This window comes from Pedobacter riviphilus, assembly GCF_014692875.1.
Lineage (GTDB): Bacteria > Bacteroidota > Bacteroidia > Sphingobacteriales > Sphingobacteriaceae > Pedobacter > Pedobacter riviphilus.
Genome location: NZ_CP061171.1, coordinates 2,638,977 through 2,660,079, shown reverse-complemented (window position 1 = coordinate 2,660,079; position 21,103 = coordinate 2,638,977). Strand labels below are relative to the sequence as shown.

Below are 21,103 nucleotides of genomic sequence, written 5' to 3'. Positions count from 1 at the left end.
ATAAGATGAATAAGCTATTAATTGCATCTGTTATATTATTTTCCCTGGCTTCCTGCCAGAAGACCTATGAGCTGGCTCCTCAGGATGATTTTTCTGTTGAGTTGGAAAAAAACAGTTATAAGGTTGGAGAGCCCGTTAGGTTTATGATTAATGGTAAACCCGAGAACATTGTATTTTGGTCGGGGGAAGCTGGGCGCAAATATGAGTACCGGAAAAGAACGGTTGTGGAAGGAAATACGGTTTCCCTAAATTTTAAAACTTATGCCCAGTTCGGGGTAATGCCCATCGATCAATCGGTGATAAAACTGTATGTATCTACCAATTTCAATGGAATATATGATGCTACAAATGTAAGGGCTGCTAACTGGGAAGATATTACAGATAAAGCTGTTTTATCTGCTGGTCTGGATCAGACCCCCTCGGGAAATATCAGTCTGAATACTTTTGCAGAGCGTAATAAAAACATGGCCTTGGCTTTGGTTTATAAAACCACAGTTATAAAACCAGAAGCACAGCAAAACCGTTGGGTAATCCGTTCTTTCGATCTTAAGAGCACCAACCAGCAGGGAGAAGAAACTGTACTGGCCACTATGGCTACTGCGGGCTGGACTGCTTTTAATTTTAGTGGCCCTGCAACCAATTGGAGTATTACCTCAGCACAGTTGCTTACGGTAAGGAATAGCACGGATTTGGATGATGACTGGGTAGTAAGCAAGCAGTTCAACCCCAATAGTATTTTACCTGATGTAGGGGAACCTATTAAGAATATTTCCCAGAATCTAAAAGATTATACCAGGGTTTATACTAAAGCTGGTGTATATAAAGTGTCATTTGTGGCAACCAACGCCAATTTAGAACGATCACTTACAGTTGTAAAAGAAATAGATTTAACTATTACCCAATGAGATTAAACCCTGTAATCTTACTGCTGCTTGCTTTTGCAAACAGCAGTTATGCCCAGTTAGCGCCCCAAGCCAGATTAACAAATGATGCACTTCGCCTGAACTGGGAAGACACTGGTATGGGATATAAAATAAAACAACTATCTGTAAAAGGACAAAACGGATGGCATTCCTTGTCTGGTACATTGGGTCAATATACCCTGCTTTACAGTGCAGATCAACCCAGGATGGATTCGGAGGCTAAGGACAAAAACGGGAAAGAAATTCAATTTCCTGAACCTGAATACCGCTATATCATTCCTACCTGGAAGGCGAATACCTCTGCGGTTTCCTTAAATAAGGAAGGGCGTGCCATTTTATTTTATCCGCAACAGTATAAGCAGGTTGGCCATACACTTGTTTTTCAGCAAAAAACAGATGTCTCTATTGTGGAGGCAATCTGGAAGCTAGATCCTGTTTACAAAAATGATCTATGTGTTTCCATTCATTTAACAGCAAATAAGGATGGATATTATTCCATAGCGAGTCCGGCATTGAGTACAAACGACAAAAAAAGTTTTGAATGGGGCTGTATCCCCGGTGTGTTTCAAGGCAGCACCATCAACAATAACTTTACAGATGCCTATGCTTATGGACACGGAATTCCAGATAGACCGGTTGTGGTAAGAGAAAGAACAGCGGCTGCACTTACGGCTATGCTCACGAATAGAGATGGAATTACACTTGCCGTAACGGCCGAGCCAGGAACAGCCAGACATCCATGGGAATATGATAAATCTACCCAGTCGAACTGGCTGCTTGGCCTGTCACTGATCAACAGGCAGGAACAACTGAGCCCAACCTTATATCATCCGGTACTGGGGCAGAACAAGTCGTATTTAAAAAAGGGGGAAAGCATCTCTTTTGATTTCAGGTACACCATTAATACTTCAAGCTGGTATCAGGCATATCAGCATGTCGTAAACGATGTTTATCGCTTTGATGAGCTACTGCATTTAAAGCAAACCAAGCTTTCCTTATCTGGTCGCATGGAACAGCTTTTAGATTATGTGAAAAAGGACAGTACTTCACGGTGGCGGACTTTCGATTATCACGGCCGGACTATTGGTGCCCAGGAATATTTGGGTGGGGTGTATGGCTCGGAAAAAGATGCTGTAAAAAATGCTGATTATGGGGCCATGTGGATGTTGGCGAATATCACTCAAGACCCGATTCTGGTTCAGAAACGTCTTAAAGATGCATTGAACTTTAAATTGGCGCAGCAAAATACCGCTGATGGGTTCTTTCACGGAGCTGCAGCTGGTCAATATTACCTCTACCATTCAAAACGGTTTACCGAAGAGTGGGGGCCTTATACCGAGCCAATCGCAACCACTTATTATATTTTGCTTGATATGGGCAACGTGTCTTTGTTTGAGCCAGATAATCAGCAGCTTAAATCGGGTATGCGTATGGCGGCCGACTGGCTTTTGACTAAAATGAAGCCAGAAGGTTATTGGGAAGTGGCTTATCATAACGACACGCAAAAACCTATGTTTGAAGATCTGAAAGATTACAGACCTACTTTTTACGGACTGTTGGTTGCATACCAGACGCTCCGGGATAAAAAATACCTGGAGGCGGCGGTAAAAGCTGCAGACTGGTATATCAAAAATGCAGTAGATAAAGGATACTTTTTAGGTGTTTGCGGAGATGCCAGGTTTGCACCTGATTTTGCAACCGGACAAAGTGCCCAGGCTTTGCTCGATCTGTTTGAAATTACAAAGGACGTACGATTTAAACAGGCTGCTATTAAAACTGCACAATTCTATACAACCTCCATCTATTCTCATCCGATTCCGAATAAAGAAAGCAAAAAAGTTGGGTCGATACAATTGGAAGACTGGCAAATAAGCCAGGTGGGGCTAAGCTTTGAACATGGAGGGATTTTAGGTTCCGCCAATAACAGCGGCCCCATCATGCTCGCCAGCCATGCCGGTATGTTTGTAAGGCTATTTCAACTGACAAAAGATTCGCTATACCTCAAAATGGCAAGAACAGCAGCTTTAAGTAAAGATGCTTTTGTAGACCCAGCCACAGGAGTTGCTTCGTATTATTGGAGCGCCATGAACAAAGGAGCCGGGCCTTTTCCTCATCATGCCTGGTGGCAGGTGGGTTGGATCACCGATTACCTGATGGCAGAACTTTCCTTGCGTTCACAGGGGCGGATTGATTTTCCTTCAGGCTTTCTTACGCCTAAGGTTGGCCCTCACAAAACCTTTGGCTTCAGGCAGGGAAAAATATTTGATAAGCAGGGAGACCTGACATTGATGGAGAAACTGGTTTCATTGAACAATCCCAATATGGACTATGTATGCGCCCTGAATAAGCAGGATAAAGTGTTTTACCTGTTTGTATTGAATAACGATGACGAAATACAGGAAAGTACCTTCAAGCTAGACATGTCCCGTTTTATTCCAGGTCACAGCCTGGATTTGAAAACTGCCAGATGTTTTTCTGCATCAGGTTCAAAAATTCCTTTTTCTACAGGAGATCCTATAAAAATAGCACCTTATGGTCTCCAGGTTTATGCATTTACCTACAAATAAATTAAGATATGTACCAGAAAACCAGGCTATGTTTATTATTAACAGCATTCTTGTTTTTAACAACGGGAACTGTGATTGCCCAGCAAGAAAAAAGCCTACTGCTGGGGACTGATTTTCAGTTTAAAGGCAAATGGTTTAATGAAGTCAATAAAGATGGCATCAGTGGCAGCATTTTAAGGTTTTTAGAAGGAGAACAGGATAGTACATCTGATGCATTAACCGTGATGAATATCGGAAAAGCAGGTCGTTATGCCATTTGGATAAGGACCCCCGATTTTGATATACGTCCCCGTACCCGGTTATTCCAGCTTTCGGTTGGAAATGCCAGGTTAAAAAAAGCAGGAGGACATGGAAAACCAGGATATGCCTGGGAGCGTCTCGGAAGTGCTGACCTAATGGAGGCAGATGTGCTGTTGCGCCTCCATAATTTTAATTTTGGCCGCTGCGATGCTATTCTTTTTACGCAGGATAGCACAATCAATCCAAATGATATGGATAAGAAAACCCTTTTATCCTGGAAAAAGCTTCCTGTTATGCAGGAAACACTTACAGCGGAAAAGAAAAACACGAGCCCCGCACTTCAACTGAGCAAGACGGATAAGGTAATTGCAGGAATTGAAAACGAGGCTGTACGTGTGCAGTTTGTAAGGACGGGAGCTGACCATAAGGCTATCGCTTGTAAAACAGAAATAAAAAAAGATGGGGCTTGGCAACAGGTAAGCACTGCAAACATGGAAGACCACCGGGTTTTCTTAATCAGTACTAATGCTACCGCCATCCAGTTTAATAAATATTATCCAACCTGGGACAGCCAAAAACCAAATGCATATTTTGTTTTTAAGAGTCATAGATATGCAGTTTACCAGCCTGGAGCTGATCTCAATCCTTTTGAGGCAGGGAACCTCAGCGAGGCCATTCCCATAACTGCAGAAGCGGTAGACAAACAAACCATAAAAGTTCAATATGTAACCAGGAATGGTTCTACAATAACCGGTTTATGGACATTACACCCAGGTCAGCAACATATTGATCTGCGGTTGATCTGCAAGATTGCCCAGCCAGGGTATTATAGCATGGGGATCGAAGCCTTCCAGCCTGTTTCCGATCAGGAGCTGGAAAGCGTATCGATGGCACCCATGTTTCAGTATAAACGGCTTTCTGACGGCCCGCAAATGATGATTACTTCAATGATGCAGCAACCCTTGGCTATTGTTTCTTCAAAAACAGGGCAAGGTATTGTTTCTAGTTATGTGGCAACAAGTCCTGAATTATTTAAAAAGGACTGGGGTTCTGTAGACTATGCGCCTGCAGGTTTTACACTAAAGAACCACAATAACCAGATACAGCCGGTTATGTTTTCTCCCGTTCTGGGAATGAATGATTCTAAATACCGTGCAGGGGAGTTGATTGACAGGCGATTTATTATTGGTGTAAAGTCGGGCAACTGGGATTCGGCCATGGATTATGTATCGAAGGAAGTGTTTGAGGTAAAGGACTACCGGAAACAAGAACAAGCTTCGCTTACCGATGCGGTATTCAACATGATTGAGCTGGTGAAAAATGACAATGCTGCGGGATGGTCGACTAAGCTAAAGGGTTTTTTTGATATTGAAGGCGATCCTAAAACAGCACCTACAGTTGTAAATGCCACACCATTGGCCAATATTGCACTTTCTGTATTGCAGAATGATGAAGAGTTTTACATCAGCCGGTCTTTGCCAACAATAGAATTTACGCTTTCCAGAAGCGGGTACCGATGGGCAACAGATATTGTTCCTACAGCGTATAATGCTACACGAAAAACACTGGAGTTCAACCCGCTTACTTCTCAGTTCACCACGTCTTATTATGTAGGATTGGATCGCTTATTGGGCGGATTGAATCCCTGGCTGAAAAATATAGCACTACCAGGAGATAGCCTTAGGATGGCAAAAGGCTACTCAACAGATTTCCATTCATGGAACCAGGCGCTTTGGGCATACCAGCTCACAGGCCAGGCAAAATGGCTGCAGCAGGCAAAAAAAGATGCAGATCTTTTTATTCAGCAAAAAATATATAACAATACCAATAAAGTATTGAGTCATGTACCTTTTTACAATGCCAGTTTTTATGCACCCTGGTGGGATTTGCTGGATCTCTATGAAACAACAAAAGATAAAAAGTATCTGAAAGCCGCAGAATATGGTGCACATTTTACCATTGCGGGAATACGCAGCTATCCGAAAGTGGAAGATAGCCTGCAAACCATTCACAAGAATAATCATTATGATGGCGTTACACACATCTGGTGGAAAGGCAACGAGCCTTATCGTTTAGGTTTTCCACGGAAAAATGGTGATGTACAGGAAAAGAAAGTACCCGAATGGCTGGTATCGCCGGTAGGCCTGGGGCTGGAGCAGCCTAGTACCTATTTTACCCGTGTAAAAGATCAGACAGTCCGTCCGGTATTTATGAGTAGCTGGGCACCCCATTTGCTGCGCTTGTTCCAATATGAAAACAACCCTATCTACGAAACCTATGCCCGCAATGCCGTAATCGGTCGTTATGCAAACTATCCTGGATATTACGCTACGGGTTTTACAGATATACCCATGTCGGTTGATTTTCCTTATAAAGGGCCGGATGTGAGTTCCATTTATTATCATCATATCCCACCACATATCGCTTTTAGCCTCGATTACCTGATCTCAGAAAGCATACAGCGTTCAAATGGAAATGTAGCGTTTCCTTATAGCAAACAGGAGGGATTTGTCTGGTTTAACAATCGGGTATATGGAGGCGGAAAAGGAACGGTCTTTGGAGATCAGCAGGCCACACTATGGATGCATAAAGGCTTGGTAAATATTCAGAATGCAGGCATCAATTATGTTACTGCAGTTTCAGATAAGAATTTCTGGATCCTGCTTTCCTCAGAAGCTGAGTCTGAGGAAAAAGTAGCTGTACAATGGACTGATGCTACGGCTGCGCTAAAGGATGGGAAAGCCCTGGTTTATGCGCAAAGCGATCAGTCAGTTTCCAAGGATTTTAAAGCGGCCAAGATTGATGTTGTTGTCCCTGCAAAAGGATTCAAAGCAATTGCTATTCCATTAAAGGCGAACCGGGTAGCAAAGAAATATCAGCCGGTAAAAGATGGAATGAAGGTGATTGATTTGGGGGCTCCCTGGGGCGTGTATTCTTGTTCCGTATCCGTTCTCCCTTTGGTTGGGATACCTGTTATGGATTTGCAGAAACCGCTCCGTTAAATGGATATTCCGTAACCGTTAATTGTAACAATCAAATGAAGGAAATAAAGCAGTACCCTTACGAATGGAGTTTTAATAAACTGGGGATGGGCGAGGACGCAAAACTGGAGCTCATTTTTAAAAGTAATGATGGGAAAACAAAATCAAAAAAGATTGTACTCAATGGTAATGAATAAAAAAGGTGTGAAAACTGCATTGCTTGCTTATTTATTGATATCTGCTACTGCATTTTCTCAAACCAGGCCAGATAGTGATAAGATTGCAGCTTCACAGGCAGGGGCTTCTCCTCTTTATTTTGATGTTTCTGTCCCTAATATCCCTGTAATTGAAGCGGGTGACTTTAACAATGAGCTGGAATGCAATGTTAGGGCAGGTCTTCCGGGCTTCTTTGAAAAAGTAAATGCGGGTAAAAAGGTGGTAGTTGCTTTTATTGGAGGGAGCATTACACAAGCAAATTTTGGTTATCGCCTTCAAACGGCCAAGTACCTGGAGCAAACCTATCCTCAGGTCAGCTTTCAATGGATCAATGCAGGTGTATCTGGCACGGGAACGGAGCTGGGTGCATTTAGGATCAATGAACAGGTACTTAGCCACCAGCCCGATCTTATTTTTATAGAATTTGCCGTTAACGGCGCTTATGCCGCCGGGATGGAAGGGATGATCCGTCAAACAATCAAAAAGAACCCCAATACAGCTATTTGTTTGCTGTATACCATTTTAACTGGACAAACTGCCTTTTATCAAAAAAATGAGTTGCCACCAAATATTAAAGGATTGGAGCAGGTTGCAGCACACTACGACCTACCTTCTGTGAATTTAGGAATGGAGCCAGCAAGCCTGGAAGCAGCAGGAAAGCTAATCTGGAAAGGAAACCCAGCTGAGCAGATGAGAATTTTGTTTTCTGAGGATGGAATCCACCCGACTACGGTAGGGGGAAATTTCTACGCTGCGGCCATAGCCCGTGCTTTCAAAAAAATTGAGACAGCAAAGCCCTTAAAAAAGAAGGAGCTGCCAAAGCCATTAATTAGTGCCGCATGGGAGGAGGCAACAATGGTAGATCCATCAATTTTGCCAGTTCCTGATCAAGGCTGGAGGGTGTTGCCAACTGATACTGATCCAAACCTTAAAAAATTCAGTCCCTGGTTTTCTAATGTACTTTCTGCTAATAAGCCCGGGGCCACATTTAGTTTCCGTTTTAAGGGTGATATGCTGGGTGTATTTGATATTGGCGGACCTGAGGTTGGGCAACTGGAGTGGATTATAGATGGAAAGCCTGTGAAATTAAGCAAAGAAAAGGAAGGGAATTTTATTTATTACCAGGCAAAAGACACAACTGCTGCTGATGTATTGAATAGGTTCAACAACTATTGTTATAACCGTTACCGCGGGCAGTTTGATGTAATTAAAGTGCCTCAAGGGAACCATTTGGTAAAGGTAACCCTGTCTGGCCAGAAAGCCGATAAACTCATGATCTTGCCTGAGGACAAGAGGGAGGATATTGTTCAACATCCTGAAAAATATGATCAGACAGTGATCTATTTAGGTCGGATTTTACTAAGAGGGACATTACTGAAATGAAACAGATTTTTAAATTAAAAAAGCATATTAAATTCTTCTGCTTTTCGGCTGCGCGCTGTTTATGTAGCTATGGAAAGTAAAATCGGTTGCAGTAAGGCACGGCAGTCCGGTAGAAAGTAATGGTGCCAATGTTTTTAATGCAAAAGGATTTCCCTTGTCGCCATTCAGAACAGACGGTTGGAAAAGTATAACAGAAAGAAATAATACAGAATATTTTTATGATCACAAATCAAGGAGGCGAAAAGAGGCAGCTGCGATCTGACGAACTCGCGGCAGATCTTGCCATTATAGGGGGCGGGGTATCAGGAACCTGTGCCGCAATTACCGCTGCAAGGCAAGGGTTAAAGATTGTACTGGTGCAGGACAGGCCCGTGCTTGGCGGAAATGCGAGCAGTGAGGTAAGGTTATGGATGCTGGGCGCCACATCACATATGGGAAATAATAACCGTTGGGCAAGAGAAGGTGGTGTGGTGGATGAGCTGATGGTTGAAAATATGTACAGGAACCCCGAAGGCAATCCGTTGATTTTTGATACGGTTTTGCTTGATAAGGTTGTTTCAGAACCTAATATTACCTTATTGCTTAATACCGGGGTGTATGATGTAGAGAAATCAGCCGCAGATCAACTGAGCGCCGTAAAAGCCTTTTGCAGTCAGAATTCTACCGAATATATCATACACGCACCGCTTTTTTGCGATGCATCAGGAGATGGCATTGTGGCCTTTTTGGCTGGTGCGGCGTTTAGGATGGGAGCAGAGGCCAAAGAAGAATTTGGAGAACAGTTTGCGCCTACAAAAGAATATGGGGAACTGCTTGGCCATAGCCTGTATTTTTACAGTAAAGATACCGGCAAGCCTGTAAAGTTTGTAGCCCCTTCTTATGCACTGGATGATATTACAAAGATCCCCAGGTTTAAAAATTTTAATGCCAGGGAGTACGGATGTAAACTTTGGTGGCTGGAGTATGGAGGAAGATTGGATACGGTACATGATACCGAAAAAATAAAATGGGAACTCTGGAAAGTTGCCTACAGTGCATGGAACTATGTAAAAAACTCGGGCAATTTTCCTGAAGCCGAAAACCTTGCGCTAGAATGGGTAGGTACCATACCGGGTAAAAGAGAGAGCCGCCGTTTCGAAGGCGAATACATCATCAAACAACAGGATATCGTTAATCAGCAATTGCATGATGACGCTGTCGCATTTGGTGGCTGGAGCATAGATCTGCATCCTGCAGATGGGGTGTTCAGCGAGAAACCTGGTTGCAATCAATGGCATAGCAAGGGCATCTATCAGATTCCCTATCGCTCTTTATATAGCCGAAACATCAAAAATCTTTTTCTGGCAGGAAGGATTATCAGTGCAACGCATGTTGCCTTTGGCTCTACCAGGGTTATGGCTACTGCTGCCCATGCGGCACAGGCGGTTGCCATGGCAGCGAAGATCTGTAAAGACAAAAATCTGTTGCCAGCGGAGGTCTATCATAAAGGATTTATACCAGAACTGCAGACTGAGCTGCTGCGCAGTGGGCATCACATTCCAGATCTTGTACTTCATGATGCGATCGACCTTGTACGCAGTGCGCAGGTTACCGCATCCTCAGAACTGTTGCTGACCGGCCTTCCCGAAACTAGGTTGTTTAAACCACTCGAGTTTTCTGTTGCCCAGATGATCCCCTTAAAAGCAGGGGCAATCGGTACCTTTGTTGTACATGCAGAAGGAGATGTGGCAACGGAGTTGGAAGTAGAACTTAGGATCAGCAGTAAAAAGAGCAACCATACGCCAGATTTGACCATAGATAAAGTTTCACTGCCAATAAATGTCGGGCGCAATTGCCTGCAGATCAGCTTTGATGCGGTAATGCCTGAGGAAAGTTATGCGTTTCTTACCTTTATGAAGAATCCTGATGTAAAACTGCAGTTCTCAGCGAAGCGGGTTACGGGACTATTATCCGTGTTCAATGCTATTAATAAAGACGTATCCAATTATGGAAAACAAAGTCCGCCAGAGGATATTGGGGTAGATGAGTTTGAATTCTGGTGCCCCAAGCGCAGGCCCGAAGGGCACAATATTGCATTTAACTACACATCTGGTATTGATGCTTTTGGTGCTGCAAATGTTAGCAATGGCATAGACAGGCCAGTTTCTGCACCAAATGCATGGGTGGCCGACTGGAAAGATAAGAATCCGGCACTAACCATCAGCTGGAAAGAAATCAAGAGCATTAAACGGATCGAGTTGTTATTTGATACTGATTTTGATCATCCAATGGAGTCTGTCCTGATGGGGCATCCGGAAAATGTGATGCCGTTTTGCGTAAGGAATTATGTAATTAAAGATGATAAAGAGAACGTTGTTTTTACTAAAACCGGTAATTATCAAACCAGGAACATCATTGAGCTAACTGAGCCTTTAAATACCAGGAGCCTAACGATATATTTGGAACATCCTTCAGACGAGGTACCTGCGGCTTTGTTCTCCGTGCGTTGTTATCAATAATACTAAATAGCAGATAAATTAAATGGGAAAATTAGATTTTGTGGTAATGGCGGTTTTTGCCTTACTTATATTCGGTATCGGACTTACATTTACTCGTGTGGGTAGTAAAAGCGGGCAGGCTTTTTTCGAAGCAGGAGGAGAAACACCCTGGTGGATCAATGGCTTATCCTTGTTTATCAGCTATTTTTCGGCCGGAACCTTTGTGGTTTGGGGATCTATCGCTTATAAACATGGGCTGGTTGCCAATGCAATACAGTTAACAATGGCCATCAGTGGCTTAATTGTCACCTTTTTTATTGCCGGAAGATGGAAAAAAACAGGCGTTGCAACTGCAGCTGAATACATCGGCAAACGTTTCGGTGCGGCCGAAAAACAGTTTTATACCTATATGACCTTGCTGCTGAGCCTGTTCACCACTGCTGCAGTATTGTATCCGGTTGGTAAAATGGTGCATGTAGCCACCCCATACTCCCTAGAAACCTGCATTATTGTGATCGGGTTGATCATTGTGGTATATACCGCTGCTGGCGGATTATGGGCAGTTTTAGTGACTGATGTAGTTCAGTTTGTAATACTTACAGCTGCGGTACTGATTGTGATCCCCATAGCTTTTTCCCAGATCGGTGGACCAGCCAACCTTGTGGCAAAAGCGCCGCCCCATTTTTTTGAGCCCTTTAACCAGGACTATACCTTTGGGTTTATGCTGGCTTTTATTGTTTATCAGACGTTTTATATCGGCGGAAACTGGTCATATGTGCAACGTTATACCAGTGTGTCTAACCAAAAAAACTCAAAAAAGGTAGCAGGTATATTTACCATCTTGTATTTTGTAAGTCCTTTTATCTGGATGATCCCGCCAATGATCTACCGGGTGATCAATCCAAATCTTCAGGGACTGGAAAGTGAAGATGCATACATGATGTTGATCCAAAAAGTAATGCCGGCAGGTTTGATAGGGCTTGTGCTGGCCGGAATGGTTTCTGCCACATCCAGTAAAGCCAATACAACGATCAATATGGCCTCGACTGTCTTTGCGCAGGATATTTATAAAAACCTGCTAAGACCAAAAGCGTCAGAAAAAGAAGTGATCTGGATGGCCCGATTCTTTACCCTGGTTTTGGTGTTCTAACAATTGTTGTTGCCATTTGGATTCCAAGCGCCGGGGGAATTGTTGAAGTGGTTTTAAGTACTGCCTCTATTGCAGGTGGAGCATTGTTTGCACCGATCATCTGGACACTTTTTTCTAAACGTCAAAGCGGATTTTCAGTAGTTACCGCCACAGTAACATCATTGCTGATCAACCTGTTCTTTAAGGTGATTATGCCCAGTATATGGGGTTTAAAGCTCGACCGTACCATGGAAACGTGCATGGGGATGGGCATTCCGATAGCGGTTCTTTTGTTTTTTGAAATATATTATACTGCCAAGGGGCGTATTTCTATTAAAGTAGAAGAAATGGAGCAGGAAAAAAGAGTTACCGCGGTCCGGGTTGTAGATCCGGCCCTACATATAGAGGCTGCAAAGCAAAATAAATTCGGGATAGGTGTTATTGCACTTTCAATGGGCATTGTGGGGATAGGCATCGGAATACTTGGGTATATCGCAAAGGATTTTTCAATAACCGTAATGGCAGTTGGCGGTTTAATCCTGATTTCGGCAGGGTTAATATGGCGGGTAGCCAGTAAAAAGTTGGTTGTTTAATGTAAACAGTACAGAAGTTTTTGGGTGGGTGCTTTTTTACGATCAGGAGCAGAACGCTATAAATACAGGAAAACCCATCCAAAGGCGAGGTAAAAACAAAAATATATAAATATGATACGATTCTTTTTAAAGTACAAAGGCAGCAGATTATTCATTTTTTCGCTTGTTTTTAATCTTAATGCTTTCAGCCAAACCAATAACAATACATTACACTTATTTGTAATTGGAAACAGTTTCTCGCAAAATGCGACCACTTTTCTACCTCAAATGGCCAAAGAAACGGGTAAAAATTTAGTTATTGGCAGGGCAGAACTTGGCGGTCATTCTTTGGAGCAACATTGGGGTTATGTAGAAAAATTTGAAAAGGATTCAACCGATGTTAAAGGAAAGCCATATGGAGGCAAATCGTTGAAAATGTTATTGTCGCAAGGTACTTGGGATGTAGTGACCATTCAGCAATATTCATACCTTTCCAGCGATTCATCAAGCTACAATCCATACGCGAAAAAACTTGTAGACTATATTAAAAAGCTTCAACCAAATGCAGAAATCGTGATTCACCAAACTTGGGCTTACCGTGCTGATGCAAAGAAATTTGGGAAAGTTGGGCCAGAGCAATTGGCTAAAAACCAGTTGGAAATGTGGCAAAAATCTCGTGAAGCATACCACAAACTAGCAAAACAGTTTAATGCCAGGCTTTTACCTGTTGGCGATGCGTTTGAAGAAGTGGCGACCAATAAAAAATATGGCTATAAAAAGGATACGGCTTTCGATTTTGAACATCCTGTTGCATCCAATTTACCTGATCAAACTCATTCTATCAATGTAGGCTATTTTTGGAACAAACAAGAATTGGCCTTTGATCCAAACCATGCGAATGATGCGGGGAAATATTTAGGCGGTTTGATTTGGTACGGGATACTTTTTAAAGATTCCCCGAAAAAAATAGGATTTAAACCCGCATCTGTTTCAGATGATTTTAAAAGTTATCTGCTTGAGGTTGCCAATAAGGTTATAAAGGTTTCCAAAAACTGATTTTTGTGATTTCAATCTCCTTCAATAATGTTATTTGGCAATTACATTTCTCTTTCCTTTCTCATTTTCATCAGTCTCCCAAGCTCATTGTATTCTGTCATCTTGGTGTCTAGTTCTGCGGTCCGCTTTAAATTAGCTATAAATTTATTGCTTATCCGCACGATCATTGACCCACAGTGGGGCAAAGATTTTTTCGAATATTTTTGCCTCATTTTTTTATAACTCTTTGTTTTTTTAGGTGTATATGCTCGGCGATTTCGTTGACTAAAAGTGTTCGATATCGGTCTCAATCACATTCCATTTTTTCAGGAAAAAGGCGGCTAACTAGGTATCTTTTACCTTCAACGCTAGAATTTTCATAAAATAAATCAAGATCTGTTAAATTAATAGCGCGCTCTGCAATTGGTCTGATGTTCAATGCTGCCTTGTTTTTTGTGGTGAGCTCGGATAATTTAGATTCTGCTATAGTGATTTTCTCGCTACACTCGTTTTTGATTGCTCTAAAATCTACAGCATCTATGTCATTATCATCTTTATTTATCGGAGAATTTCCAGTTTGTCTGAGCCTTCAGGTTTATGCAGATAAAAAGTATGGGCTTTTGGCATCATATTTTTTGCTGTTTTAGAAATAAGGGGAGAATAACCATAGGTTTGGGGATCCTTACAGACTAATGTAACCACTTTTCCTCCGCCATAAAATTTCAGTTCTGCATCTGGGCAGGGATAGATGAAACTTCTCTTTTCAACAGCATAATCCGCCATCGATTTGGTAAGATCTTTTTCTGCATCTTTATTCCAAGGGGTAGAAGCCGCTTCTTCGTGGATGCTTTGCTTCAGCATTGATAAATATTTTTGCTGATTTCCTTCTTCAAGTGTTTTTTTGAAATCTGAATAAAACGCATCCACTTCTTTTCGGATTTTGGCAGAATTTTGAAGATTCTGGCTTTTGTCCCAGCCGGCTATTTTCCAGTTAATGTCTTTATTATCAAGAATAAAAGATGTTTTGTACTCAGTAAAGTTTTGTGGTTTATTATCTAATTTTGGAGTCTGATAACTAAGAACCTGCCACTGATATTGCTGACCTTTATCTTTGGCATTCATCTGATCTAAGATTGACATTGGCTCTTTATTTTTCGAAATTTCGACCTTGACAGATGAATTCGGGGAAAGGGAAGGAGCGAACACGGTTTCATCCTTTTTAGCGGGGTAAAGACGAATGGTAACCTCTTGTTTGCCAGGCTGAAGAATATACTGATTGAGATTTACCGTCAATCCTGAGCGTTCTCCCAATCCGAAATGACTTGTAACGGGCATGTCGTTAATTAAAATTTCATAAGAACAATCTGCATGTTCGTATTTTAATCTAAAAAGCATTCCTTCCTTTTGATAGGGTGAATCGTTCTCACCTGTTTTTTTGGCTGGATACGAGCGCCTTAGTGGTTTTTCTATCTGTGAATAAACGCTCATTGTTGTCAAAAGCAATCCTAAAATTATTATAGTTTTTCTATTCATATGTAGAGTTTCAGATCAATTATAATAATTTTATCACATATTCGAGATTTATTTTAAATTGCTTTTAGGTTTATTCCTGCTCAAGAAGATAGAGCGGATTCGGTTATATTGGTAGATACGATGAAGCGCTAAACTTATAAAACCTTTAAACGCGGGGTACGACTAATGATATTACTAATATGTTTTTTATAATTTAAGAAGAGCGTAAAAAATATTAAAATGAATCCCAGAAAGCGTCTTGCGATTGATGATGTGAAAAGCAAAGGACATGAAGCCATTTTCGAAGGTTATGGAAAAGCAGCCGATTACAAATAAAATAAGAAACAAAATATATGTCGCATATAAATTTAGTGATGTCTTTAAAAGATTTTTTTCAATATGTTGAAGATATTATAGAGAAAGAGAATGGTAGTTTTTTTATTGAGACAAAAGATGATGATGAAATTTCCTTACAGAAAATTAATCACGGAGAGGCAGATAAAATTAAAGACAACAGAGAAAAAAATCTTAGATTTTATATAGTATCGGAGAATCTGGACACTATTTTCCAAACTGAAATTTTTGATGAACTGGAGCCTGTCATAATAGATGGGGAAGGAGGTAGAAAAACTGATGAAAGCCTTGAACGTATATCATTAAGAATACTTTCAAAAAAAACAAATAAGACCACAACCAAAATTTTCAATGCAATTAAAAATAAACTGAAAAAAGATAATGAAATTGGAATGGGAGTGAAAAGCAGTTCAAAGCTTCATGACGATTATTTTTATCAAAAAGAATATGTGGGAAAAAAAGTATTTAAAACAGATTTTCATAACGATAAAGCACCCACTATTGAAATAAATAAGAAGTATTATATGTAAGTCTTATTGTGCGATAGCAAGTTTATTTTTAATATTCAATATTTATGGTATAAACCCCTTTGAACTTCAGGATAGCGAACTTGTGGATTTACCGACAGATAAAAATAACGGAGAAGCCGATGGCTTTGAAGCACCACATTGTTATTCTTTTTTAGAAATTTCTGTTGGTATCTGGAGAGCATCCGTTCCAGCCGATATCGAATCTACCATTGCCGGGCTGAAAGAAGCTGGGACCTATAAAGAATCCAAAGAAATGGTGGATTTGGATCTGGAAAAGTCAAAATATTTCTGGACTGTGGCTGTTGGAAAAACAGATTATTATAAAATATAATATAAAAAGATATGAAAATGCATATATGGCTGGGAACCTTTGGGTCGAAGGAAGAGTTTGAAAAATATCTGGACCAGAGAAAGTACCTGGAAGCATGGACGGTTTATGACAATGAACCGCCTACTGGAAACGAAGCAGAAGATGCGGAGCCTGGTCCGGAACTCCGTTGTGATTTCTGCAAGGAACTCGGCTTAGATACCTATGATGAAGATCTTATGGTCATGAAGTATTATAAGATACCTGTTGACCATAAAACAGTTGCCCATGATATTCTTGCTGACGAAAAAGAATTTGAATCTTTATGTAAAAAAATTAAGGCAGGTAGTTTTAATTCAGTTATTGCCTACGATGACAATGGCTTAAATGAAAAAGCAGCCTTAGGTTCCCGGACGGTAAAATATATCGGAAAATTACCGTCGGCCTCTGATGAAGATTTATCTGGCGATTCTTCCTTCCATTATTTATGGGTAGGCAAAAATAAACTGGATAAGAAAAATATCCTGGGGCATGCCGGGATTGATAAAAGCAAAGTTGTAAAGACCAATTATTACCATACTGCCAAAAGCGACAAGCTGGACAATATACTGATCCTTCAGGTTAAGGACTATAATGTTGCCGAAAAAATGATCCTGAGAGCAGATGAAATGAATATCCTTACTGCCAATTCAATGCTTGACCTGCTTGTAAAGGGTGAGCTTGAAATAGATGTGGAAAGTGTTGCAGATGCTTTGGGAATGAAGTATATCGGAAAGTTTGTTTCCCACTAAGACACGATGATAATTATGGAGCAGAGGGAGTTGGAAAAAGATGAAATTTACCAGTACTTGCTAAAAGCCGCTTTGGTATAAACGACAGGTAATTTAAAGAACATATCCATTAAAAATGAAAATTCTTTATATAGTTCCGATCATCGTACTGCTTGTATTTTTATACTTCCTGATCTCCAAAAAGCGTCAGACAGATGTTGGAAATCAATTACCCAAAAGGTTTGCGCAGTATAATTCAATTGACAGCTTAAATACCATCAAAAGTAGAAAAGTGCAATTGAGCCTGTTGTTGGAAAGCAAAAGAAACATCGAACTTTTCATAACATCAGAGAACAATATTATTGTCTCCAGCTTTCAGGGAGAAAGGGAAAATTCCTTCATCAAGATCGGTGCTGACGGGAATGTGAACGATACGCTAAAGCTGATAACAAGACCTGAGGATATTATATTTCTAAAGGGTTTTATTATAGATAAACAAACACAGCAATACTACAGATGGAGTTTTGATGGTATTGGAACGCCTATCAAAATTACTGCTCAAAATGTAGATTTTAATTGGGATGGAGAGCGTCAGGGTAAACAACTTGTCGATATAGCCAGACATTCAAAAGCTGTTTGCGTTGATTATAACTTTGATCGTCCTGTGCCACAAAAAAAAGTCGGAGATGGTCTGCATACTATTCAAGCGGTTTCCAGCTATGCCATTGTCACCTATATTATCGGTGATGAATGTTTTCAACTGTATACTTCTTTAGATGTACATAAATATTTTTCCCTTTCTTACTTGCAGGAAATGTTGTAGAACAACCCTTTCAAGCGGACAGGTAAGAAAACTGGTTCTGATAGCGAGATCATCAGGACAGCGAACATCAGGTACCAATATTTTCAAAGGTTAAAACTGGAAAAAGTCCGCTTTTCGGGTGGGGGAGGCAATGCGCCTGGTTTTTCGAAGTCGTTGTATCCCGGATATCTGTTTACCGATGTACTTTTTAAAAATGATACACTTAGGTTAAAGGAATTTATGTACCTCGATGAAGAATGGCACACTTCTGCTGTGGAAATCGATGGCAAAAATATTGGTGCGCTGTCCAAGAACAAGGTGCAGCCTATTAAAAATATAGACGGGTATATGTTTTATACAAATGATAATTTACAGTATGGGCTGTTCACCAATAATGAACAAAAGCTTTATTTGATCAGATAGATAGGCAGGGTGTTCAGCAACCTAATACCGTTTGGTAAGGACAGTCTTTAAAATAACATCGCATTTGGCCATTTCAAGTATGATGTTATTGCGTTCTTCTGATCTGCAATTAAAAATACTTTTTAAAATGAAAAATAAATTATTACTAGCGATCCTCATCGCGCTGTCCAGTATTCATGCATCAGCACAAAGTGTATATACCGGCTATGTTAAATTCAAAAAGAGTGGTTATAGTTTAGTGGTTGATAATGCAAAAACGGAGAAAGAGAAAAGAGAAGGAGCAAAGTTTATCAGAAATTTGATTTTGCAGGTGTATGGTAACGATGCCTTAACAAACGGACTAGGTACCGATATCGAGGAGCATGTTATTGTTGTAGGCAGGGGTAAAGATGCAATTGAGTCGATGAACGCTTACTACAAGGATCAGCTAAAGGGTAAGAGTATTGAAAATATATCAATCGCCATTTACAGTATATTGAAAATCAAAGGTGCTGTCAGTTCAGAAGCAGGTGGGTATTCGCTGATAGACCTGAAAAATAAGAAGGCCTATAATCTCTATTATGAAAGAATCATTAAATTAAGGATTTGACTTTTTTAGTTGAAGATCTGGAAAAGTCACAATATTTCTGGACTGTGGCTGTTGGGAAAAAGATTATAATAAAATATAAACGATATCAAAATGCATATATGGCTGGGAACCTTCGGCTCAAGGGAAGAGTTTGAAAAATATCTGAACCAGAGAAAATGCCTGACGCATGGGCGGTTTATGACAATGAACCTCCAACCGGAAACGAGGCTGAAGGTGCAGAGCCAGGTCCGGAACTCCGTTGCGATTTCTGCAATATGCTTGAAGAGCTGGTAAAGTCCGTTAATGAATAATAGCGCTAATGTGTTTAAACCTTAAATACCCTAATTCTATAACATGAAACCAGTAACGGACATTAGCTGTTACTGGTTTTGCTTTGCCTATAGATAAAGACTGCCTTCCATTACAATTACCGAGGAGCCGCTAACCACTATTCCATCGTCTTCTACGCGCGTATGTATTTCTGAAGGATGACCAGTCTGTTCTCCCTGGAAAATGATATGGTCACTCTGTTTTTGGATATGCCCCAGTTTTTCAAGATAACCTGTTAGTGGTCCGGCGGCGGTACCTGTAGCGGGATCTTCATCAATGCCAATACCTGGATTGAAAAACCTTGCGCTGGCAAGGTACCCTTTTGCTGAAGGTGCCGTCGAGAAAAGATAAAATCCTTCAAAACCATATTCCTCGCTAATTGCTTTTAAGCGTGTTTTATTGGGAATTGCAAGCGCTAGTACATTAAGGTCTTTAACGGGGACCATCAAATGGGCTACTTCAGTTTTTACGATCTTATTTTCCCAGCCATTGCTACCAAGCATTTCAGCATCAAGCCCCACAGCGGCTGAAATTTTTGCAGAAGGCACACTTCCAATAATCTCTGCAGGATGTTGTTTCATTGTAACAAATAGGTGATCATCTTTTTGAGTTACATTTACACCGATCGGTGTCCCATTAATGGAGACCCAAGTTGCTGTAGTCTGTGTTTTAAAAATATCCCATTGTTTTAAAAGCGCAAGGATAACTGCGCCAAGCAAATTGTGTCCTGCTCCATTAACTTCGAAGCCGGCAGGTGTAAATGACCTCACCTCAAGGGCTCCGGTAGTTTCGCTATAATGGATAAACGAGGTTTCCGAGTAACCAAATTCTCTGGAAATTTTATGGTATTCATCAAGGCTGAGTGCATCAGGAGTATGAACAACAGAAAGCTGGTTGCCTGTGTAGCGCTGGGTGGTAAAAACATCCAGTATGTAATAATCTAGTTTTCTCATTTTTTGCGATTTAATTGTTTAAACCTATAATTATGGTATAGTTTTCAATCCTTCCGTATAACTTTCTAATACGGGAACAATAATAGATAAATTTTGTAACCATGATCTTTTGTTTAGAATTCATCTCAAAATTAAACCGCAATAGTTTATTTTTGCTATGGGTTAACCCAAGGTAACCGGTTACCCTGGGTTAACTATTATAGACATGGCCTCAACGAATATTAACGGAGAATTAAAAGAAGCTACCTGCGAACAAGAGCTATCGGCTATTCGCGATAGTCTTGAAATTTTAGGTGGAAAATGGAAACTTAGGATTATGCGCTACTTGGTAAACCGTATTGATCAGCGAAATACCTTTAAGAAAATACAACGCGAAATTGAGGGGATTTCGGCTAAAATGCTTTCTAAAGAACTCCATGACTTGGAACTGAATCTCCTGGTTTCGAGAGAAGTGATCGATTCTAAACCTGTAACTGTAGCCTATTCGATCACCGAGTATGGTTATACTGTACTTCCTGTAACAGAAACCCTTGTAGAATGGGGATTGAGACACCGAGAGAAAATCAAGGCAATGATCAATTGCTTCCCGGCTTAGATCAACGTAAATGCGCAGAAGGGCGGATCGGAATTTGCAGGCAATACATCAAAAGTCCAATCCGTCCAATATTGGATAATAGCAGCAAAATAATGCCCAAAATTGCGGTAAATTAGACTGCGCTATGGAACCATTTGGCTTTGAGAAACTTCCCGAAATCATCTGTCAGTTATTTGAAAAAGTAGAACGGATCGAAGAAATGGTATCAGACCTTAATCCGGCGGATGACGGATCAAGTGACCTTTTAACGGTAAAGGAAGCTGCTGATTACCTAAAGGTTTCCGTGCAATCCCTATACTCTAAAGTCAGTAGAATAGAAATACCTGTAAGCAAGCCGGGCAGACGATTGTACCTGGCTGAAAATCGACCTGTTTAAAGGCCTTATCCAAATGCTTTCTTTTGATCAGTATTTTCCGTTCGCTAAGCTGAATTGCTT

19 protein-coding genes are annotated in these 21,103 nt (G+C 40.8%); 17 read left to right on the top strand and 2 right to left on the bottom strand.

The genetic code is table 11. The features are described 5' to 3' along the window. The first annotated feature begins 5 nt into the window (after nucleotides 1–5). From H9N25_RS10885 to H9N25_RS10855, 9 genes are all read left to right on the top strand, one after another. Nucleotides 6–905: a DUF5017 domain-containing protein gene (locus tag H9N25_RS10885; RefSeq protein WP_223833710.1), complete on the top strand. Its 900-nt coding sequence runs from the start codon at nucleotides 6–8 to the stop codon at nucleotides 903–905. Then, nucleotides 902–3,490 carry a glycerophosphoryl diester phosphodiesterase gene (locus tag H9N25_RS10880; RefSeq protein WP_190328909.1) on the top strand — a complete coding sequence of 863 codons (2,589 nt, stop codon included), beginning with the start codon at nucleotides 902–904 and terminating at the stop codon, nucleotides 3,488–3,490. Before H9N25_RS10885 ends, H9N25_RS10880 begins: the two co-directional genes overlap by 4 nt. A gap of 8 nt (nucleotides 3,491–3,498) precedes the next feature. Further along, on the top strand, nucleotides 3,499–6,732 hold the full coding sequence (locus H9N25_RS10875) for a hypothetical protein (protein WP_223833709.1): 3,234 nt from the start codon (nucleotides 3,499–3,501) through the stop codon (nucleotides 6,730–6,732). 35 nt (nucleotides 6,733–6,767) lie between these two features. Beyond that, entirely contained in the window at nucleotides 6,768–6,908 is a 141-nt protein-coding gene (locus H9N25_RS24585; RefSeq protein ID WP_223833708.1) for a hypothetical protein, read from the top strand. Then, entirely contained in the window at nucleotides 6,901–8,310 is a 1,410-nt protein-coding gene (locus H9N25_RS10870) for an SGNH/GDSL hydrolase family protein (RefSeq protein ID WP_190329142.1), read from the top strand. The genes H9N25_RS24585 and H9N25_RS10870 overlap by 8 nt, the downstream gene beginning before the upstream one ends. Before the next feature lie 218 nt (nucleotides 8,311–8,528). Beyond that, a complete protein-coding gene (locus H9N25_RS10865) occupies nucleotides 8,529–10,808 on the top strand; it encodes an FAD-dependent oxidoreductase (protein ID WP_190328908.1) in 2,280 nt (759 codons plus the stop codon). A 22-nt stretch (nucleotides 10,809–10,830) separates the two neighbouring features. After that, nucleotides 10,831–11,937, top strand: coding sequence for a sodium:solute symporter family transporter (locus tag H9N25_RS24580; protein WP_223833707.1), 1,107 nt, complete (start codon nucleotides 10,831–10,833; stop codon nucleotides 11,935–11,937). 47 nt (nucleotides 11,938–11,984) lie between these two features. After that, complete coding sequence (locus H9N25_RS24575) at nucleotides 11,985–12,509, top strand: hypothetical protein (RefSeq protein WP_223833706.1); 525 nt, start codon at nucleotides 11,985–11,987, stop codon at nucleotides 12,507–12,509. A 111-nt stretch (nucleotides 12,510–12,620) separates the two neighbouring features. Then, nucleotides 12,621–13,544, top strand: coding sequence for a DUF4886 domain-containing protein (locus tag H9N25_RS10855; RefSeq protein WP_190328907.1), 924 nt, complete (start codon nucleotides 12,621–12,623; stop codon nucleotides 13,542–13,544). A 537-nt stretch (nucleotides 13,545–14,081) separates the two neighbouring features. Here H9N25_RS10855 and H9N25_RS10850 read toward each other — a convergent pair. Beyond that, nucleotides 14,082–15,056, bottom strand: coding sequence for a hypothetical protein (locus H9N25_RS10850; protein ID WP_190328906.1), 975 nt, complete (start codon nucleotides 15,054–15,056; stop codon nucleotides 14,082–14,084). A 353-nt stretch (nucleotides 15,057–15,409) separates the two neighbouring features. Between H9N25_RS10850 and H9N25_RS10845 the strand changes: the two genes are divergently transcribed. From H9N25_RS10845 to H9N25_RS24990, 6 genes are all read left to right on the top strand, one after another. After that, entirely contained in the window at nucleotides 15,410–15,919 is a 510-nt protein-coding gene (locus H9N25_RS10845) for a hypothetical protein (protein WP_190328905.1), read from the top strand. A gap of 82 nt (nucleotides 15,920–16,001) precedes the next feature. Next, entirely contained in the window at nucleotides 16,002–16,250 is a 249-nt protein-coding gene (locus H9N25_RS10840) for a hypothetical protein (RefSeq protein ID WP_190328904.1), read from the top strand. A gap of 11 nt (nucleotides 16,251–16,261) precedes the next feature. Continuing rightward, on the top strand, nucleotides 16,262–17,017 hold the full coding sequence (locus H9N25_RS10835) for an immunity 22 family protein (protein ID WP_190328903.1): 756 nt from the start codon (nucleotides 16,262–16,264) through the stop codon (nucleotides 17,015–17,017). A 115-nt stretch (nucleotides 17,018–17,132) separates the two neighbouring features. Continuing rightward, nucleotides 17,133–17,819: a hypothetical protein gene (locus tag H9N25_RS10830; protein ID WP_190328902.1), complete on the top strand. Its 687-nt coding sequence runs from the start codon at nucleotides 17,133–17,135 to the stop codon at nucleotides 17,817–17,819. 529 nt (nucleotides 17,820–18,348) lie between these two features. Further along, nucleotides 18,349–18,810 carry a hypothetical protein gene (locus H9N25_RS10825; protein WP_190328901.1) on the top strand — a complete coding sequence of 154 codons (462 nt, stop codon included), beginning with the start codon at nucleotides 18,349–18,351 and terminating at the stop codon, nucleotides 18,808–18,810. 155 nt (nucleotides 18,811–18,965) lie between these two features. After that, the gene (locus H9N25_RS24990; protein WP_255524625.1) at nucleotides 18,966–19,100 is read left to right on the top strand and encodes a hypothetical protein; all 135 of its coding nucleotides are present in this window, start codon (nucleotides 18,966–18,968) and stop codon (nucleotides 19,098–19,100) included. Nucleotides 19,101–19,187: 87 nt separating this feature from the next. Here H9N25_RS24990 and H9N25_RS10820 read toward each other — a convergent pair whose 3' ends face one another. Next, complete coding sequence (locus H9N25_RS10820; protein WP_190328900.1) at nucleotides 19,188–20,072, bottom strand: PhzF family phenazine biosynthesis protein; 885 nt, start codon at nucleotides 20,070–20,072, stop codon at nucleotides 19,188–19,190. Between the two features lie 205 nt (nucleotides 20,073–20,277). Here H9N25_RS10820 and H9N25_RS10815 point away from each other — a divergent pair, with 205 nt between their 5' ends. Then, on the top strand, nucleotides 20,278–20,667 hold the full coding sequence (locus H9N25_RS10815) for a winged helix-turn-helix transcriptional regulator (RefSeq protein ID WP_167294756.1): 390 nt from the start codon (nucleotides 20,278–20,280) through the stop codon (nucleotides 20,665–20,667). A gap of 124 nt (nucleotides 20,668–20,791) precedes the next feature. Next, nucleotides 20,792–21,043, top strand: a complete 252-nt coding sequence (locus tag H9N25_RS10810; RefSeq protein WP_190328899.1) for a helix-turn-helix domain-containing protein — start codon at nucleotides 20,792–20,794, stop codon at nucleotides 21,041–21,043. Nucleotides 21,044–21,103 lie beyond the last annotated feature (60 nt).